General features: G+C 64.7%; 15 protein-coding genes. 7 read left to right on the plus strand and 8 right to left on the minus strand.

What is annotated here, in order from left to right:
- Positions 1–103: 103 nt before the first annotated feature.
- The 3 genes from ABIB24_RS14870 to ABIB24_RS14880 are packed head-to-tail and all read right to left on the minus strand — an operon-like array spanning position 104 to position 4169.
- The gene (locus tag ABIB24_RS14870; protein WP_274078787.1) at positions 104–1447 is read right to left on the minus strand and encodes a c-type cytochrome; all 1344 of its coding nucleotides are present in this window, start codon (positions 1445–1447) and stop codon (positions 104–106) included.
- 17 nt (positions 1448–1464) lie between these two features.
- Positions 1465–3714, minus strand: a complete 2250-nt coding sequence (locus ABIB24_RS14875) for a xanthine dehydrogenase family protein molybdopterin-binding subunit (RefSeq protein WP_354316792.1) — start codon at positions 3712–3714, stop codon at positions 1465–1467.
- The gene (locus tag ABIB24_RS14880) at positions 3714–4169 is read right to left on the minus strand and encodes a (2Fe-2S)-binding protein (RefSeq protein WP_003259224.1); all 456 of its coding nucleotides are present in this window, start codon (positions 4167–4169) and stop codon (positions 3714–3716) included. Before ABIB24_RS14880 ends, ABIB24_RS14875 begins: the two co-directional genes overlap by 1 nt.
- A 389-nt stretch (positions 4170–4558) precedes the next feature.
- Between ABIB24_RS14880 and ABIB24_RS14885 the strand changes: the two genes are divergently transcribed.
- The gene (locus ABIB24_RS14885; protein ID WP_025338816.1) at positions 4559–6745 is read left to right on the plus strand and encodes an OsmC domain/YcaO domain-containing protein; all 2187 of its coding nucleotides are present in this window, start codon (positions 4559–4561) and stop codon (positions 6743–6745) included.
- 291 nt (positions 6746–7036) lie between these two features.
- Entirely contained in the window at positions 7037–7849 is an 813-nt protein-coding gene (locus ABIB24_RS14890; protein ID WP_354316795.1) for a class I SAM-dependent methyltransferase, read from the plus strand.
- 17 nt (positions 7850–7866) lie between these two features.
- On the opposite strand, the gene ABIB24_RS14895 is transcribed toward ABIB24_RS14890, so the two are convergent.
- Together ABIB24_RS14895 and ABIB24_RS14900 are read right to left on the minus strand one after the other, a co-directional pair.
- On the minus strand, positions 7867–8166 hold the full coding sequence (locus ABIB24_RS14895) for a hypothetical protein (RefSeq protein WP_354316797.1): 300 nt from the start codon (positions 8164–8166) through the stop codon (positions 7867–7869).
- Positions 8167–8332: 166 nt separating this feature from the next.
- Positions 8333–10465, minus strand: a complete 2133-nt coding sequence (locus ABIB24_RS14900) for a TonB-dependent receptor (RefSeq protein WP_354316799.1) — start codon at positions 10463–10465, stop codon at positions 8333–8335.
- A 226-nt stretch (positions 10466–10691) separates the two neighbouring features.
- Here ABIB24_RS14900 and ABIB24_RS14905 point away from each other — a divergent pair, with 226 nt between their 5' ends.
- Entirely contained in the window at positions 10692–11273 is a 582-nt protein-coding gene (locus tag ABIB24_RS14905) for a hypothetical protein (RefSeq protein ID WP_137163710.1), read from the plus strand.
- Between the two features lie 4 nt (positions 11274–11277).
- Here ABIB24_RS14905 and ABIB24_RS14910 read toward each other — a convergent pair whose 3' ends face one another.
- A complete protein-coding gene (locus ABIB24_RS14910; protein ID WP_137163711.1) occupies positions 11278–12042 on the minus strand; it encodes a hypothetical protein in 765 nt (254 codons plus the stop codon).
- A gap of 204 nt (positions 12043–12246) precedes the next feature.
- Between ABIB24_RS14910 and ABIB24_RS14915 the strand changes: the two genes are divergently transcribed.
- A complete protein-coding gene (locus ABIB24_RS14915) occupies positions 12247–12765 on the plus strand; it encodes a DMT family transporter (RefSeq protein ID WP_025338822.1) in 519 nt (172 codons plus the stop codon).
- Here the strand turns inward: ABIB24_RS14915 and ABIB24_RS14920 are convergent, their stop codons facing one another.
- Positions 12766–13674: a LysR family transcriptional regulator gene (locus ABIB24_RS14920; protein ID WP_137163712.1), complete on the minus strand. Its 909-nt coding sequence runs from the start codon at positions 13672–13674 to the stop codon at positions 12766–12768.
- A 452-nt stretch (positions 13675–14126) separates the two neighbouring features.
- Between ABIB24_RS14920 and ABIB24_RS14925 the strand changes: the two genes are divergently transcribed.
- Positions 14127–15101, plus strand: coding sequence for a quinone oxidoreductase family protein (locus ABIB24_RS14925; RefSeq protein WP_137163713.1), 975 nt, complete (start codon positions 14127–14129; stop codon positions 15099–15101).
- A gap of 41 nt (positions 15102–15142) precedes the next feature.
- Positions 15143–16063: a LysR family transcriptional regulator gene (locus ABIB24_RS14930; protein ID WP_137163714.1), complete on the plus strand. Its 921-nt coding sequence runs from the start codon at positions 15143–15145 to the stop codon at positions 16061–16063.
- Positions 16064–16199: 136 nt separating this feature from the next.
- Here ABIB24_RS14930 and ABIB24_RS14935 read toward each other — a convergent pair whose 3' ends face one another.
- Complete coding sequence (locus ABIB24_RS14935) at positions 16200–16529, minus strand: hypothetical protein (protein ID WP_023660807.1); 330 nt, start codon at positions 16527–16529, stop codon at positions 16200–16202.
- Between the two features lie 203 nt (positions 16530–16732).
- Between ABIB24_RS14935 and ABIB24_RS14940 the strand changes: the two genes are divergently transcribed.
- Entirely contained in the window at positions 16733–17482 is a 750-nt protein-coding gene (locus ABIB24_RS14940; RefSeq protein WP_013972994.1) for a FadR/GntR family transcriptional regulator, read from the plus strand.
- The last annotated feature ends 50 nt before the right edge of the window (positions 17483–17532 follow it).

The following is a 17532-nucleotide window of genomic DNA, read 5'->3' on the forward strand; positions in this document are numbered from 1 at the left end:
TCGCGGGTGAACCCGCTCCCACAGGATTTGCATCACCCCTAAGACCTGTGCAGTACCTGTGGGAGCGGGTTCACCCGCGAAGAGGCCGGTACAGCCACCAAATTCATCGCATATGCAAAATGATCGGGCTACTGCTGGCCGGGTCGGTATGCCCACGCAACTTGCCCACCGCCTGGGCATTCACCGCGCCACCATTGTTCCCCCAGGCACTGCGCACGAAACCCAGCACATCAGCAATTTCCTGATCACTCAATTGCTCACGGAAGGCCGGCATGCGATAGGCATCGGGCAACCCGGCCGTCACCACCCGCTGCGAACCATTGAGGGTGATATTGATCGCCGAGGCGTCTTCCTTGGCCAGTGCCGAAGTAGCGCCGGCCAAAGGCGGCATCCATTCGGCCTGGCCCTTGCCGTCCAGGCCGTGGCACGACGCACAGCGGGTTACATAGGTATGCGCCCCAGGGCTGTCGAGCCGCGCCGCCGTCGTTTCGGCCTGGTACTGCCACGGCTCACCGTCGCGTTGCGGGTCGCCGGGCAGCGACTTCAGGTAGCGGGCGATGGCGGCCAGGTCGTCGTCACTCATGAACTGCGTGGAGTTGTTGAATGCCTCGGTCATCGAGCCGAATACCACCGCATGCCGGTTGCGCCCGGTCTTGAGGAACTGCGCGATCTCGGCCTCGCTCCAGCGCCCCAGCCCGGTGTTAGGGTCGGCACGCAGGCTCGGTGCATACCAGCCATCGAGCAGGGCACCAGCGAGGAACGGCTTGCCGCTGTCATCCAGGGCCTTTTCGTTGAAGGCCAGGCCGCGTGGCGTATGGCAGCTGCCACAGTGGCCAGGGCCCTGGACGATGTAGGCGCCGCGGTTCCACTGGGCATCCTGCCCGGCCTGGTCGGCGTATGGCGTGGTGGCGGCGAACAGGCCGTTCCACATGGCAATGGGCCAGCGCCAGTTCAGCGGCCAGGGAATGTCGCTGGCAAGGTTGGCCTGTTGCACGGGTTGCACGCCCTGCATGAAGAAGGCGTACAGCGCCTTTACATCGTCATCGCTGAGCTTGGCGTAGGACGGGTAGGGCATGGCCGGGTACAGCCGCCGGCCACCGGGCGCGACGCCCTGACGCACGGCACGGTCGAAGTCGGCCAGGCTGTAGCCACCGATGCCGGTGTCGCGGTCGGGGGTGATGTTGGTGGCGTGGATTGCTCCCAGCGGGGTGGCCATTTCCAGCCCGCCGGCGAACGGTTTGCCGTCCGGCAGGCTGTGGCAGGCCACGCAGTCGCTGAGGCGGGCCACGTACTCGCCACGGCTGACCAAAGCCGGGTCGGCAGTGGTGGCCTGCGCATCGGCAAATGGCGAGGCGGGCTCGCGGGTGACGTACCAGGCCAGCAGGCCTGCCGCGACCAGGCACGGCAGCGCCAGCCAGCCAGCGGTTCTTGCGAAACGGTGGGTCATGGGGCGTCCTTGTCTGCTCAGCTGAAGGTATGGCGGCTCAATGGCAGACTGCGCACGCGCTGGCCGGTCAACTGTGCGACTGCGTTGGCCACCGCCGGTGCCACCGCGGGCAACGGTGGCTCGCCGATGCCACCCATCTTCGCCCCGCTTTCGACAATGCGCACATGCACCCTGGCCATGCGCGACGGCGGCAAGATCGGGTACAGGTCGTAGTTGCGCGCGCGCGGCTTGCCATCCACGTATACCGCTTCTTCCAGCAGTGTCTGCGACAGGCCCAGGGCGACGGCGCCGTTGACCTGATGCTCGATGATCGCCGGGTTGACGATGCTGCCCGGGTCGATGGCCTGCCAGATGTCGTGCACCTTGACCTGGCCATTCTCGATCGACACCTCGGCAATGACCGCTGCCTCCGAGCCGAACGGCGAGGCCATGGCCACGCCGCGCGCTCGCTTGCTGCCATCCTCGGCAGTGAACGGCCCACGTTTCCAGCCGCCGGACAGTTCGGCGACGGCCTGCAACAGGTTGGTCAGGCGCTGGTTGTCGCGCAGCAGGTGCAGGCGCAGTTCGAACGGGTCCTTGCCGCCTTTGTCGGCCAGTTCGTCGAGGAACGACTCATAGAAGAAGTCGTTCAGCGAGTTGCCCACCGAGCGCCAGTAGCCGAGCATGGCCGGGCCTTTCACGTAGATCTGCGCGATGCGCTTGTTGGCGATGGCGTAGGACTTGCCCGACAGCCCTTCGAGCGCGGTCGGGTCGAGTTTTTCGCCTTGCTTGCCAGCGATGGCTTCGGTCGGGCCTTCGGTGGCGCTCACGGCTTCGATTGCCACCGGCAGGCCGTCGGCATCCAGCCCGGCGCGGAACTTCACCACGGCGACCGGGCGCAGCACATCGCGGAGGAATTCCTCTTCGCGGCTCCAGATAAGTTTCACCGGCCGGCCGACCGCCTTGGCCAATGCAATGGCCTGTGGGTAGGGGTTGGCCGAGTCGTACAAGAAGTGGCGGCCAAAGAAACCGCCCAGCAACGGTGAATGCAGGGTGATCTGCGCCGGGGCCAGGCCGGTGCGCTTGGCAATGTCGTCACGGAACATGTCCGGTGCCTGGTTGGGCAGCCACACCTCCAGGGTGCCGTCCGGGTTGAAGCGCGCCAGTGCCGACGGCGGTTCCAGCTGGGCGTGGTTGAGGTACTGGTTGTGGTAGGTTGCTTCGACCCGGGTCTTGGCACTGGCCAGCATGCCGGCCACATCGCCCTGGTTTTCGTCGTAGCGCGCCGGGCCCGTGACCGTGGCCAGGTGCTCGCGCCAGCCATCGCTGGAGAAGTCGGCCGGCATTGGCCGTACCGGGCTGTCGGCCGCGGGCTCCTTCCAGTCCACCTGGATGGCTTCGACCGCGCGCTTGGCGTGCCACCAGCGTTCGGCAACCACGGCCACGGCACCCGGCAGCTGATGCACCGAATGCACGCCCTTCATGGCCTTGACCTGGTCTTCATTGCGCAGGCTGCCGACGGTCATGCCCAGGCGCGGCGCGTGCTGCACGGCAGCGTGGAGCATGCCGTCGACCTTGATATCGATGCTGTACACAGCCTTGCCGGTGGATTTGTCGTAGGCATCCAGGCGACGTACCGGCTTGCCGATCCAGCGAAACTGGCTGGGGTCGCGCAGCTTGACGCTGGCCGGGTCCGGCACCGGCAGGTCCATGGCCCGCCCGGCCAGTTCACCGTAGGGGATGGAGCGGCCAGTCGTGGTATGTACCACGTGGCCCGGCGTGGTGGAGAGTTCTTCGACCGGCACGCCCAGCTGCTCGGCGCCCGCCTGCAGCAGCATGGCCCGGGCGAGGGCGCCCAGGCGGCGCATGGTCGGGTAGCTCATGCGCACCGACATGCTGCCGCCGGTGATGCGCATGCCATTTTCCATCACTACATAGGCTTCGCCGGGCGGCGCGCTGTCGACAACGAAATTGGCCGGGTCGACGTCCAGCTCTTCACCAACGATCTGCGCCATGGCGGTGAAGGGGCCTTGGCCACCTTCCATGAACGGGCTGAGCAGGCGCACTTTGCCGTCCGGGCGGATCTCCAGAAACGCCGGCACCTGGGTACCGCGCTCCGGGGTTGCTGCGGCGGCTGCCTGTACGCGGGCCGACCCCATGGGCAGGCCGAAGCCCAGCACCAGGGCACCGACAGCCGTGCCGGCAAGAAAGCGCCGACGCGACAGGTTGACCGTTTCGCCCAGTTGCAGCTTGAGCAGTTCGGCGGGGGTATCGACAGGTGTGTTCATCAGGCCTTCTCCCCTTGGGCCAGCTCATGCACGGCGGCATGGATGGCGTTGTAGGTGCCGCAGCGGCACAGGTTGACCATGGCTGCCTCGATCTGCGCGTCACTGGGCTTGGGCGTGTGCTTGAGCAGCGCCGTGGCCGCCATTACCTGGCCGGACTGGCAGTAGCCGCACTGGGCCACCTGGTGCTCGACCCAGGCCGCGACCACCCGTTTGCCGACGGCATCGGCCTCGATCGCCTCGATGGTGGTCACCTCGCGCCCGACCACGCCGGCCACCGGGGTGACGCAGGCGCGCACCACGTTGCCGTCCACCAGCACCGAACAGGCGCCGCACTGGGCCAGGCCGCAGCCATACTTGGTGCCGGTCAGCCCCAGGTCATCGCGGATCACCCACAGCAGGGGCGTGTCGGCGTCTGCCTCGACCTGGTAGGTCTTCTGGTTGATGCGTAGTTCCATGGTTCACCTGCCCGTCAACGGTTGCTGTCGCTTGGTTTCTTCTGATCGGGGAATACGGTGCTCCCCAGTGCAGAAACGCTAGCACAGCGGGGTGACCGCTGGTCTGCTGGCGGGGGCAGGTTCAGAGGATCAGGCAAGCAATTCGGTGAAATGCGCAAGCGGCGATGTGCGCTATCGCCTGTAGGAGCGGCCTTGTGTCGCGGTGGGGCGCGCACCGGCCCCGGGATCTTGGCAGCATGCAGTATTGTAAGGGGCCGCTTTGCGGCCCATCGCGACACAAGGCCGCTCCTACAAGAAAGCGCATTTGGAGGCGAGGAGGACTTCCGCAGCGAAAACCCGGATAATGCCGGCCAATTTCGTTTTGCACGCTTAAATCACGGTAATCCCGCATGGAAATCAAGGTCAATTTTCTCGACAATCTCCGTCTCGAAGCCAAGTTCGACGACTTCACGGTGATCGCCGACCAACCGATCCGCTACAAGGGTGATGGCTCGGCCCCGGGGCCGTTCGACTATTTCCTGGCGTCTTCGGCCTTGTGCGCGGCTTACTTCGTCAAGCTGTACTGCCAGACCCGCGACATCCCCACCGAAAACATTCGCCTGTCGCAGAACAACATCGTCGACCCGGAAAACCGCTACAACCAGGTCTTCAAGATCCAGGTCGAACTGCCCGAGGATATTTCCGAGAAGGACCGCCAAGGCATCCTGCGCTCCATCGACCGCTGCACGGTGAAGAAGGTGGTGCAGACCGGCCCCGAGTTCGTGATCGAAGTGGTCGACAACCTCGATGCCGATGCCCAGGGCCTGCTGATGCCGGTGGCGGACACCAGCACCTACATCCCCGGCAAGGACCTGCCGCTGGAGCAGACCATCGCCAACATGTCGGGCATCCTCGCCGGGCTGGGGATGAAGATCGAGATCGCCTCGTGGCGCAACATCGTGCCCAACGTGTGGTCGCTGCATGTGCGCGACGCCCAGTCGCCGATGTGCTTCACCAACGGCAAGGGCGCGACCAAGGAGGCCGCGCTGGCCTCGGCGCTGGGCGAGTTCATCGAGCGGCTGAACTGCAACTTCTTCTACAACGACCAGTTCTGGGGCGAGGACCTGGCCAACGCGTCGTTCGTGCACTACCCGAACGAGCAGTGGTTCAAACCCGGCCCGCGCGATGCGCTGCCGGCCGAGATCCTCGATGAGCACTGCCTGGCAATCTACAACCCGGACGGCGAGTTGCGTGGCTCGCACCTGTACGACACCAACTCGGGCAACACCGCGCGCGGCATCTGTTCGTTGCCGTTCGTGCGCCAGTCCGACCAGCAGGTGGTGTACTTCCCGTCCAACCTGATCGAGAACCTGTTCCTCAGCAACGGCATGAGCGCCGGCAACACCCTGGCCGAGGCGCAGGTGCAGTGCCTGTCGGAAATCTTCGAGCGCGCCGTGAAGCGTGAAATCCTCGAAGGCGAGCTGTGCCTGCCGGATGTGCCGCAGGAAGTGCTGGCCAAGTACCCGGCTATCGTCGCCGGCATCCAGGGCCTGGAAGAGCAGGGCTTCCCGGTGCTGGTCAAGGATGCGTCGCTGGGGGGCGAGTTCCCGGTCATGTGCGTGACCTTGATGAACCCACGCACCGGTGGCGTGTTCGCCTCGTTCGGTGCCCACCCGAGCCTGGAAGTGGCGCTGGAGCGCAGCCTCACCGAACTGCTGCAGGGCCGCAGCTTCGAAGGCTTGAACGACCTGCCGCAACCGACCTTCGAAAGCCACGCGCTGACCGAGCCGAACAACTTCGTCGAGCACTTCATCGACTCCAGTGGCGTGGTGTCGTGGCGGTTCTTCAGTGCCAAGGCCGACTTCGAGTTCGTCGAGTGGGACTTCTCCGGCCACGGCGAGGACTCCAACGTGCAGGAAGCCGCGACCCTGTTCGGCATCCTCGAGGACCTGGGCAAGGAAGTGTACATGGCGGTGTACGACAACCTTGGCGCCACCGCCTGCCGCATCCTGGTGCCGGGTTACTCGGAGATCTACCCGGTCGAGGACCTGATCTGGGACAACACCAACCGCGCCTTGTCGTTCCGCGCCGACATCCTCAACCTGCACAGCCTGGACAACCGTTCCCTCAAGCTGCTGCTCAAGCGCCTGGACAACTGCGATGTGGATGACTACACCACCATCACCACGCTGATCGGCGTGGAGTTCGACGAGAACACGGTGTGGGGCCAGCTGACGATTCTCGAGTTGAAGCTGCTGATCTGCCTGGCGGTACAGCGCTTCGAGGACGCCAAGGAACTGGTCGAGGCGTTCCTGCAGTTCAACGACAACACCGTCGAGCGCGGCCTGTTCTACCAGGCGCTGAACGTGGTGCTGGAAGTGCTGCTGGACGACGAACTGGAAATGGACGACTACGAAGCCAACTTCCGCCGCATGTTCGGTAACCCGCGCATGGACGCGGTGCTGGGTTCGGTGGACGGCAGCGTGCGTTTCCATGGCCTGACCCCGACCAGCATGAAGCTCGAAGGCCTCGATCGCCACCTGCGCCTGATCGAAAGCTACAAGAAGCTGCACGCGGCCCGGGCCAAACTGGCCTGACCACGCGTTACTCCTGTAGGAGCGGCCTTGTGTCGCGATGGGCCGCAAAGCGGCCCCCGTTTTGGCATTGAAGCTGATATTGCCGGGGCCGCTTTGCGGCCCATCGCGACACAAGGCCGCTCCTACAACGACGTCGATCGCCTTCATATATCGGTTTCAAATAACCGCTATCCCCAATCTGTCTTGCCGCTTCGCCTGCCAGGCGCGTAGCGTTTTGCTCCCATCCCCTCGATCCATGGCGCGTTGACCGCCAGAAGGACCTCGGCCGCGCACAACAAGAAGGCGCAGACCATGAGCACCCCTTTGGATACCAATGCCCTCAAAGCCCGCCAGCAAGCCGCGTGGGCCAGTGGCGACTACGCGGTAATCGGCACCACCCTGCAACTGGTTGGCGAGCGCCTGGCCGAAGCCTGTGACCTGCGCTGGGACGAGCAGGTGCTGGATGTCGCCGCCGGCAACGGCAATGCCACCCTGGCTGCTGCCCGGCGCGGCTGCCGTGTCACCTCCACCGACTATGTGCCCGAGCTGCTCAAGCGCGGTGAAGAACGTGCGCGGGCCGAGCACCTCAATGTGGTGTTCCAGACTGCCGATGCCGAAGCGCTGCCGTTTGCCGATGGAACATTCGATGCGGTGCTGTCCACCTTCGGCGTGATGTTCGCGCCCGACCAGGCCCAGGCCGCGCGTGAACTGGGCCGGGTGTGCCGGCCCGGTGGCCGGATCGGCCTGGCCAACTGGACCCCGCAAGGGTTCGTCGGGCAGATGTTCAAGACCCTCGGGCGACATGTACCGCCACCAGCCGGGGCTCTGCCGCCTTCACGCTGGGGTGATGAAGAACAGTTGCGTGTGATGTTCGAGGAGGCGCTGGGCGAATTGAAGGTCAGCCGCCAGCACTTCAACTTCCGCTATCGCTCGGCGGCGCATTTCATCGAGGTGTTCCGCACCTGGTACGGGCCGGTGCACAAGGCGTTTGCCTCGCTGGAGCCGGAAGCGGCCGGGGCACTGGAGCGGGATCTGGCGCAATTGCTGAATGAAAGCAATGTGGGCGGCGCATCGTCGTTGGTGGTGCCGAGTGAGTACCTTGAAGTGGTGATCATTAGAGGTTGAGCCCACGGGCCAAGTGCTCAGTTCTTGCACTTGGCCATCACCACCTGGCACGTCTTCGGTGTGCCCCCTGACCGGCTTGCATAACGCACGCAGTTGTTCAGCGATTTCTGCCGGGCAATGCTCAGCGTATTGCCCCACGCGAGGCCGCCTTCGCCGGTGGTGGGGACGGCTTTGGCGAAGCAGTTGGAGCCCGTTGCGGGCGTCGCGTACCTGGCCTTGCCGGCTTTGCTGGAGCAGCCGGCGGTGAGTGCCAGGCTGAAGGCGAGCAGGGTGGTCAGCGCCCAGGACATGTAAGGGCGAATCGGTTTACTGCTCATATGCTCTCCTTACCGAGGCGCAGGACTCCCCGCCGCGAACACCGGCAAGGCCGGTGCCATACTCTGCACAGGATATTGCATTCAAGCGAAGCGGTGAACGCTTGCGTCGCACCAGATGCAGCGCAAGGCCTTGCACCATGGCAAGGCCTTGCGCCTGGGGCAACGATCAGAAGCGGTAGTTGAAGCTGGCTTCCAGCGTACGCGGTGCACCCGGGGTGATCAGGTCAACCGAACCGTGCGCGGAGGCATAGTAGTCGCGGTCGAACACGTTCTTCAGGCGCAGTGCGGCGTCCCACTGCGGCACGCTGTACAGCAGCGCGGCGTCGAAGGTGGTGTAGCCCGGCATCACCACCACGTTGTCGAGTGCGGTGTAGCGCTCGTCGACGTAGTTGGCGCCGGCGGCCACGCGCCATTCCGGGGTCAGGGTACGCACCAGCCAGACGTTGGCGCTGTTACGCGGCGTCAGGGTAGGGGTCTGGCCTTCGTTGGCAACGCCGTTGGTCTTGCTGTTGGACTTGGTGATCTCGGCATCCAGGTAGGCGTAGCCGGCGTAGATCTGCCACTTGTCCGTGAGCTGCCCGCTGACGGTGGCTTCGAAGCCGTCGGTACGCTGCTCGCCGGCCAGCACGGTCAGGTTGGGGTTGGCCGGGTCGGCGGTCTTCATGTTGGTGCGCTCGAGGCGGAATACCGCTGCGGTCAGCGACAGGCGGCTGTCGAGCAGGTCCCACTTGGCGCCGATTTCGTAGTTGGTGGTTTCTTCCGGCTCCAGGTGCTGGTTGGTCGGGCTGACCGCGAATACTTCGCCCGAAGGCTGGTAGCTGCGGCTGACCGACACATAGTAGGACTGGATGTTATCCGGCTGGTAGACCAGGCCGGCACGTGGGCTCCAGGTCTTGTCTGTACGGTCGAGGTCTACGTTCTGCGCGCGGTCGTCGTCGTACTCCTGGCCAAAGATGTCATAACGCACGCCGACCAGGGCCTTCCAGTGCTCGTTCAACTCGATCATGTCCTGCACATACAGGCCGGTGGTCTGCTGGAAGTTGGTGCCCTTGGACGACAGGTTGGCGGCGTGCTCCGGCACCGGCACCAGGGCGTCGCGATACACCGGCACCTGGGCCACGTTGTTCTGGCTCAGCACCCGCTGGTACTTGTCCTGGAAGCCCACCTCCACGCCATACAGCAGGTTGTGCTGCATGCCGGCAAGCTGCGCCTGCTGCTTGAGTTCGGTCTGGTTGAACATGCCGTACTCGTCGCGGGCGACGTTGCCACGGTTGAGCTTGACCAGCAGTTCGCCGTCAGGCGCGGTGACGAAGCGCGTCGGGCTGCTGTCGGCCAAGGTGTTGTTGCGGTCCAGGTCGTAGCGGTAGTACCGGCTGGTGTTGGTCAGGGTGAAGTCGTCGTTGATGCGGTAGTCCAGGCTGGCAGTCAGCGAGAACACTTCGCTGCGGGCGTAGTCCTGGTCGGCATCGCCGGAGCCGAAGCGCTTGTCGCGGTCCACATCTACCGGGCGGTTGCCCAGCGCCGGGATGCCGAAGTCGATCAGGCGCTTGTCGTACAGGTAGGTGGCGCCCAGGTTCAGTTCCAGGTCGTCGGAGAGGCGGAAGTAGGCCGACGGCGCGATGGCCTTGCGGTCGATGTAGCCATCGTCGCGGAAGGTGTCGCTGTCTTCGAAGGCACCGGTCACGCGGTAGGCCTGGTTGCTTTGCGGGTCGGCCCAGCCGGTGTCGAACTGGGTGCGGCGCTTGCCTTCGCTGTCGAAGCTCATGCCGACTTCGCGCTTGGGCGTGAAGCTCGGCTTCTTGCTGATGCTGTTGATCAGGCCGCCCGAAGAGCCACGGCCATACAGCACGGCGGCAGGGCCCTTGATCACCTCGACCCGCTCGATGTTGGACAGGTCACGGAAGTACAGGGCGTCGTCGCGCACGCCGTCGATGTACATGTCGCCAATGGCGCTGAAGCCGCGAATGGTCACCTGGTCACGCTGGCCGTCGCCGTTGGACAGGCCTACGCCGGGCACGTTCTTCAGCACATCTTCCATGGACTGCGCACCCTGGTCCTTGATCACGCTTTCGGGCACGACGTTGACGGTTTGCGGGATGTCGCGCAGCGGGGCGTCGATCTTCATGGCGCTGCGGCTTTCGCTGGCCTTGTAGCTTTGCTGCTCGTAGGCGCTGGTGACGGCAGTGGCGGGTAAGGCGAGGGAACCCTGCGATTCAGGTTGGACAGCTGCGTGAACCGCAGGCACAACCAACAGGCCCAGCATGGAAATGGATGCTGGGGCAACAGACTTTTTTGCCATTACAGGTGACTCTTTGTTGTATTTGGAGGTCACGAATAGTAATGATTTGTAAATGTAAAGCAAGTGTAAAGAGTTCGCATTTGCTGTTGCAAGGGCGCTCGTGGCAAAAAAACGACAAAACGCGTCGCAAGGGGGAGGGCCGGCAATGTGCCAGGCAAGGGCTATGCTTGTTGGAGCGTGAACATTTCACGCCCCCATCCGGTCTTGATCACATGGAAGCAGGCCTATGAATCCGATTCGTTCTCTCGCTCGTGCTGTTGCTCTTGCCACCCTGGCGTCCGCCGCCAGCTTCACGGTGCAGGCTGCCGGTATTCCCATTGGTAGCGAGGCGCTGGAAAGCCACGTCACCACGCAGGTCACGGCCATCGACCTGGCCAGCCGCCAGGTCACGGTGAAAGGCCCCGACGCCAAGAAGGATGTGACCTTCCAGCTCACGGAAAAGGCCAAGGCGCTGCCCAACCTCAAAGTGGGGGACCAGGTCGACATCTACGTGACCCGTGCTGTGGCCTATGTGCTCAATCCCGAAGTGGGCGGTGCACCGAAGGCGACTGAAGAGTCCGGTACCATTCGCGCCACGGCGGACAACCCCAACCCGGGCGGCGAGGCGTTCCGCCAGGTCAAGGTGACCTCGCAGATCAAGAAGATCGACCTCAAGACGCATGAGGTGAGCCTGTTGCCGCCGGAGGGCAAGCTGCAGGTGGTCAAGGTCGAGAACCCTGACCTGCAGGCACGCATGAAGAACCTCAAGGTCGGCCAGACGGTCGACGCGATCTACACCGAAGTGCTGCGCGTCGAAACCTCGCGCTGACCCTTCATTGGGGCAGGCTACGAGTTGCCCGCGCATGGATCCGCCGTGATGCCTTGCATGACGGCGGATGTCGTTCGAACAGCTGTATCACCCAATCGGGCCGAGTCTTGCTGGCATCGTTGAGCCAATTGGCAACCGAGTCCTGGGCATACTTGTCTGCTTCGGCCAGGCGCGGCACCAACAGTGGCTCGGCCACTTCGGGCGCTTGCTTGAGTGCGGCGATGTGCTCGCACCAGACGCCACGTGGGCGCAGCACCTCGATACAGAAGCGTCGTACCAGTGGGTTGCTGTCGCCGGCATGTCGGGCAAGCAGGGCCAGGGCATCATCCAGCGCTTGAGCCAGGCGCGGGCGCAGGGCTATCCAGGCCCATTCGCGCACACCAAAATGTTCATCGCGAGCAAAATGCAGCTGGGCCAGCAATGCGGCTTCGAGATCGAGCGTGCGCGACAGGTGCGCCTGGGCGAAGGCCGCCCAGCTGCGCACCGTATCGGAGCTGTGTGCACTGCACTGCTCCAACACCTGCTGGCGCTGGGGCGCAGGTGCGGGTTCCAGCCACTGCCCAAGGGCAAGGCCGATCCCCGTGATTTTTTTTGACAGGCCCTGCGAGCATGTTTCTTCGGCGCAGGTAGCCAGTTGTTCGATCAGCGTGTCGGGCAACTGGCCTGCCAGTGCACTGACCAAGGTCCTTTGATCCACTGCCAGGCATTCGGCCAGGTTGCGGGTGGGCAACTGCCCATGGTCGATCAGGGTTGTACGTTCATCTGTCATCGAATGTGCTCCATCACATACGGTTTGGTCTGGCCTCAGCCGTGAACCCGCCGGCTCAGGCCGCGGGCGCCGAGGCTGCGCAGCATCCTAGCCCAATTGGCTGGTATCCATGTGGCGAATAGCATGCGTGCACACTTTCGATTTCCATGGATAAAGGGAATTTTCCGATCATCGCCTGAACATCTGTCACGAATGAGGACTGCCATGTTCAGCAAGACCTTGTGCCTTCTGGTGCTTCCCTTTGCCCTGGCGTTGCTTGCCGGTGCCGTGCTGCCGTTCCAGGCTGCGGGTAATGCCGCCGTCGGCCGGGCGCTGGGGCACTGGTTGTGGGGTGCGTTCACGTCATTGACGGTAAGTTCGCTGGTAGTGATCGCCGCACTGCTGATCCTCAGGGTGCCGGCGCCGGACATGGGCAAGGCCTTGCAGGGGCCCTGGTGGCTGTGGGTTGGCGGTGTGCTCGGGGCGTTGTACGTGGCCGGTGCCGCGGCGCTCACCCCCAGGCTGGGCGCAGCGGGTTTCCTGGTGCTGGTGGTGGCGGGGCAGATCATCACGGCGGTGGTCGCAGACCACTTCGGGGTGATGGGGTTGGGGGGCAAGCCGCTCAACCTGGCCAGGTTGGCGGGTGTGGTGCTGATCCTCTGCGGCGTGCTGCTGGTGCAGGGCACCTGGGCAGCAGGCACGCCGGCCAGTGCCACTGCCGTGGTGAAACAGCCGGAAGGCTGATCAGCGCCCCGGCTGGCTGCACGCCCACACGGTTTCCCGCAGCCAGCGATGCCCGGGGTCGTCGTCCTTGCGGCTATGCCAGGCTTGCTGGTAATCGAACGAAGGAATCGCCAGTGGCGGCTCGAACTGGCGCAATGTCCTGTGCTGGTGCAGCGAGCCCACCGCGCGGCTGGCCACGGTCAGGACCAGGTCGGTGCCGGCCAGCACTTCGACTGCCGCACTCCAGTGCGGCAAGGCCAGGGCAATCCGCCGACGCAGGCCTTGCGCGGCCAGGGCGCGTTCGATTTCATCGAAGGCATCCGGGTGCATGGCCATCAGCACATGCGGGCGGGCCAGCCAGTCGGCCAGGGCCAGGCCGCCGCTGGCCGGCAGCACTTGGCGGTCGGCAACGCTGATGAAGCTGTCGGTGAACAGCGGCTGCGCAGTGATCGCCTGGGGCAGGTCCGGGAAGATGCCCAGGGCCAAGTCCAGTTCACCATCGAGCAACTGGGCCAGCATGGTTTCGCGGCTGGCCTGGCTGATGGCCAGGTCCACCCCGGGCGCGACCTGGCGCAGATGGCGCAGCAGGGGTGGCAGGATGATCCGCGAGGAATAGTCGGACAGCGAGAGCCTGAAGCGACGCTGGGCCTTGGCCGGTTCGAACTGTGGGGCGGCCAGCAGGCCGTTGAGGTTGCCCAGGGCGTCGTGCAGCGGTTTGGCCAGCGATTGGGCGCGGGCGGTCAAGGCCATGCGGCCGTTCTGGCGCACCAGCAAGGGGTCGTCGAAGTGCTTGCGCAACTGCGCCAGGGCGTGGCTTACCGCCGGTTGGCTGCGGTGCAGGCGCAGGGCGGCGCGGGTCACGTGCTTTTCGCTCAGCAGGGCGTGCAGGGCGAGCAGCAGGTTGAGGTCGATCTTGCGTAGTTCATCCATGGTGCGAATGGTCTTGGTTGTGTCTGGCAGTTTTCATCAGCTTAACAAATGCCCAAGGCTGTCGAGGCCCCAGGATTTCGGCATCATGGCTGACGTTGTCGGGGCCGCGTTGCGGCCCATCGCGACACAAGGCCGCTCCTACAAGGACCGTGTCAGTCGTTGGGGTTATACTCCCCACCCGTTTCACTGTTATCCGAGTATTCCGATGGGTCTTTCCGCAACCGCAACACCCGAGCCGCGTAGCCTGGGCGCCCCCATGCCGGCAACCTGATCGGCGTGCGCCTGCGTCCGCTGTTCTTTGCCGGCGAGCGTCGGCCTGTAGCGCTGACCGGGTGCTGAGGCACTGAGCGAATTGCTGCAAGGGGTGCAGAAATCATCTGCATCCCGCCTGATTGTTCAACTTTCCCCGCCTGATTAGCCTGACTCGAACACCCATCCAACAGGATTCGATCATGGCTACCCGTATCGTTCTCAACAGCACCGGCACTGCCGATGTCATGCAGCTTGAACACTTGCACGCACAAGCCCCAGGGCCCGGCCAGGTCTGGCTGGAACAGACGGCCATGGGTGTCAACCCGCTCGACCTGTTGCAGCGCAAGGGCGGTGCCCCACTGGACTTGCCTTCCGGGCTGGGGCTGGAAGGGGCTGGGCGGGTCGCTGCCGTCGGCGAAGGGGTACATGATCTGCAGGTGGGCGACCGGGTCGCCTATGCCATGGGCCCGGTTGGCGGTTACGCCAGCGGCCGCCTGTACCCGGCCGAGCGCCTGATCAAGCTGCCGCCGCAGCTGGATGACCAGGCCGCCGCCGCCGTGCTGTTCAAGGGCATCACGGCGCAGTACCTGCTGAAGACCACCTATGCCGTGGGCCCGGGTAGCCAAGTATTGTTGTACGGTGCCGCCGGTGCCTTGGGCCAGCTGATGGCGCCTTGGGCGCGGCACCTGGGGGCGACGGTGATCGGCGTGGTATCACGGCCGCAGAGTGTGGCAAGGGCGCAGGCAGCGGGTTGCCACCATGTGCTGGTGTTCGACGCGGCAACCTTGGCCGGCCAGGTCCGCGAGCTGACCCAGGGCCAGGGCGTGGACGTGGCCTATGACTGTGTCGGCAAGGTGTCGCTGCAAGCCTCGCTGGACAGCCTGCGGGTGCGTGGCTTGCTGGTGTCGTTCGGCGGCACCTCCGGCGCGCCGGCGGCCATCGAGGTTGCCACGCTCAACGCCAAGGGCTCGCTGTACCTGACCCGGCCCTCGCTGGCAGCGCACACCCGCACGGTCGATGAGTACCAGCAGCGCGCCGCCGATGTGCTGGCGGCGGTCGCCGAGGGTATCATCCAGCCTCGGGTCTGGCGTGCCTACCCGCTGGCCGACGCGGCCAGGGCCCACGGGGACCTGGAGCAAGGGCAGTCGGAGGGCGCGCTGGTCCTTACTGCCTGATACCCGACTTCCACCCCTACTGCCTTGTGCCGAGCCTTGCCATGGATGCCTTCGACAGCCGCCGCGCCGATGAACTTGCCACCTTGCTGGCGCTGCACGAGCAGGGCTCGTTTGCCGCTGCCGGGCGGCAGCTGGAGCGCCACCCCACGGTGCTGTCGAAGCGCCTGAGTGCACTGGAGGTGCGCCTGGGCATTCGCCTGGTGGAGCGCAGCACGCGGCAACTGCGCTTTACCGATGAAGGCGAGCGGCTGGTGGCCAAGGTGCGCGAGGCCAACCGGCTGATCGCCGAGGCCGAACAGGAAGCGGCCGAAGGGGCGGCGACGGTACGTGGGCGCCTGCGCCTGGCATTGCCGGCAGCCATGGGCCGGCGCTGGTTGAGCGGGATGCTGGCCGATTTCGTGCTGGCCTACCCGCAGGTGATGGTGGAGGCCGAGTATGCCGATCGTTTCGTCGACCTGATCGGCGAGGGTTTCGACGCCGCCATCCGCATTGGTGAGCTGGCTGACAACCGCCTGGTGGCCAGGAAGCTGTGCGATCACCTGCGCATCCTGTGTGCGTCGCCCGAGTACCTGGCCCGGCATGGCGCACCTGGGCAACCGGAGGATCTTGCTGGGCACAATTGCTTGGGTTTCAGTGGCTTGCGAAGCTTTCCTGAATGGCGACTGATGAGTGGTGGGCAGCAGGTGAGTGTCAAGGTTGCCGGCAGCCTGCGCAGCAACGACAACGAAGCCCTGCTGGAAGCGGCGCGGCGTGGCGTTGGCATCCTGGCGGGAGGGGACTGGCTGATGGGCGAGGACCTCACTGCCGGGCGCTTGGTGCGGGTGCTGCCGCAATGGCAGCTGGATGTGGCGGCAGGCATTTACCTGGTACGGCCGACCGCGCGCCTCAACACTGCCGCCCTGGTGGCTTTCAAGGCGTGGCTGGAAGCACACTTCGAGGCCGGCGCACCATGGCGGCTATAGAATTGCACATAACTAATTGAATTAGCAGAGACCCTGTGGGAGCGGCTTTAGCCGCGAACACCGGCGTAGCCGGTGCCATGCACCGCGTTGGCTTCTTCGCGGCTAAAGCCGCTCCCACAGGGTACGCGGGCAATCGTTATCGCCTTGCTACGGCATGCTGCACGCACTGCTCGTAATAGGTCTGCTTGATCGCTGCAGGCTTGAGCCGCGAGCGGCTGTTGTAGGTTTGTTCGGTAATGCCGAAGGCGGTCATGCGCATCCACGGTTTGGGGAATTTGCGCGCCTGCAGCTTCTTGCGCGTGGCATACAGGGTTACCCCGGAAAGCTTGGCCTGCTGCGCCTCGGCGGCTATCTGCGCGCCCCAGCCGCAAGTGTGGCGATCGTTCTGGCTCAGCGCCCGAGCCTGGGCGCCGAAAGCGAGCGTGGCCAGCAGGCAGCCGGCCATCGTTGCTAGAAGTACTCGCATGTTGCTGTCCTAAGCATCTGAAGGAAAACGAAGTTTGCCTTCACAAGCAGGCACTGGGGGCCAGCAATTTGCCGTCAGACCATGGTCGCTCGCAATCGACTGGTGGCGTGCAAGCCAGCGAATAAATACCGCACTGCGTGTATGTGATCGTACAACTGCTTGCGCTATGATGAGCGCTGTCTTTCAAGGTGAAATACAGGGCAATGACAGAGCAGCAGGTACAGGCAAAGACCCGGCGCAAGCCGCGCAGTCTGGCCCAGGAACTGGTCACGGTGCTGACCGAGCGCATTCGCAGCGGCCAGCTCAAGCGCGGCGACAAGCTGCCGACCGAATCGCAGATCATGGCCGAAGAGGGTGTCAGCCGCACGGTGGTGCGTGAAGCGATCTCGCGGCTGCAGGCCGCCGGGCAGGTCGAGACCCGCCACGGCATTGGCACCTTCGTGCTGGACGCGCCAGCCACGGGTGGTTTCCGTATCGACCCGGCGACCGTGGTCACCCTGCGCGAAGTATTGGCGGTGCTGGAATTGCGCATTGCCCTGGAGATCGAATCGGCGGGCCTGGCGGCGCAGCGGCGCAGCGATGAAGAGCTGACCGGCATGCGTGCGGCGCTGGACGAACTCAACGAAGGGGCTGCCCACGCCACGGATGCGGTGTCGGCGGATTTCCAGTTCCATCTGCGCATTGCCCAGGCCAGCGGCAACCACTACTTCGCCGACATCATCAACCACCTGGGCACCAGTATCATCCCGCGTACCCGGTTGAATTCGGCGCGCCTGGCCCATGATGACCAGGCGCACTACATGAGCCGGCTGATGCATGAGCACGAGGCGATCTACGAAGCCATCGCCCGGCGTGATAGCGAAGGGGCGAAGATGGCCATGCGCATGCACCTGAGCAACAGCCGCGAGCGCTTGCGCCAGGCGCATGCAGAGGCCGAGGCGCAGGGGGCCTGAGGCTTCTCTGTTGCCTGACCTGGCCTCTTCGCGGGTAAACCCGCTCCCAC

This window comes from Pseudomonas sp. UYEF17, assembly GCF_040546125.1.
GTDB lineage: Bacteria > Pseudomonadota > Gammaproteobacteria > Pseudomonadales > Pseudomonadaceae > Aquipseudomonas > Aquipseudomonas putida_Z.

Excerpts from the sequence above, each read along its gene's own strand:
- ABIB24_RS14870 (WP_274078787.1), bottom strand. The coding sequence starts at position 1,447 with ATGACCCACCGTTTCGCAAGAACCGCTGGCTGGCTGGCGCTGCCGTGC.
- ABIB24_RS14875 (WP_354316792.1), bottom strand. The coding sequence starts at position 3,714 with ATGAACACACCTGTCGATACCCCCGCCGAACTGCTCAAGCTGCAACTG.
- ABIB24_RS14880 (WP_003259224.1), bottom strand. The coding sequence starts at position 4,169 with ATGGAACTACGCATCAACCAGAAGACCTACCAGGTCGAGGCAGACGCC.
- ABIB24_RS14885 (WP_025338816.1), top strand. The coding sequence starts at position 4,559 with ATGGAAATCAAGGTCAATTTTCTCGACAATCTCCGTCTCGAAGCCAAG.
- ABIB24_RS14890 (WP_354316795.1), top strand. The coding sequence starts at position 7,037 with ATGAGCACCCCTTTGGATACCAATGCCCTCAAAGCCCGCCAGCAAGCC.
- ABIB24_RS14895 (WP_354316797.1), bottom strand. The coding sequence starts at position 8,166 with ATGAGCAGTAAACCGATTCGCCCTTACATGTCCTGGGCGCTGACCACC.
- ABIB24_RS14900 (WP_354316799.1), bottom strand. The coding sequence starts at position 10,465 with ATGGCAAAAAAGTCTGTTGCCCCAGCATCCATTTCCATGCTGGGCCTG.
- ABIB24_RS14905 (WP_137163710.1), top strand. The coding sequence starts at position 10,692 with ATGAATCCGATTCGTTCTCTCGCTCGTGCTGTTGCTCTTGCCACCCTG.
- ABIB24_RS14910 (WP_137163711.1), bottom strand. The coding sequence starts at position 12,042 with ATGACAGATGAACGTACAACCCTGATCGACCATGGGCAGTTGCCCACC.
- ABIB24_RS14915 (WP_025338822.1), top strand. The coding sequence starts at position 12,247 with ATGTTCAGCAAGACCTTGTGCCTTCTGGTGCTTCCCTTTGCCCTGGCG.
- ABIB24_RS14920 (WP_137163712.1), bottom strand. The coding sequence starts at position 13,674 with ATGGATGAACTACGCAAGATCGACCTCAACCTGCTGCTCGCCCTGCAC.
- ABIB24_RS14925 (WP_137163713.1), top strand. The coding sequence starts at position 14,127 with ATGGCTACCCGTATCGTTCTCAACAGCACCGGCACTGCCGATGTCATG.
- ABIB24_RS14930 (WP_137163714.1), top strand. The coding sequence starts at position 15,143 with ATGGATGCCTTCGACAGCCGCCGCGCCGATGAACTTGCCACCTTGCTG.
- ABIB24_RS14935 (WP_023660807.1), bottom strand. The coding sequence starts at position 16,529 with ATGCGAGTACTTCTAGCAACGATGGCCGGCTGCCTGCTGGCCACGCTC.
- ABIB24_RS14940 (WP_013972994.1), top strand. The coding sequence starts at position 16,733 with ATGACAGAGCAGCAGGTACAGGCAAAGACCCGGCGCAAGCCGCGCAGT.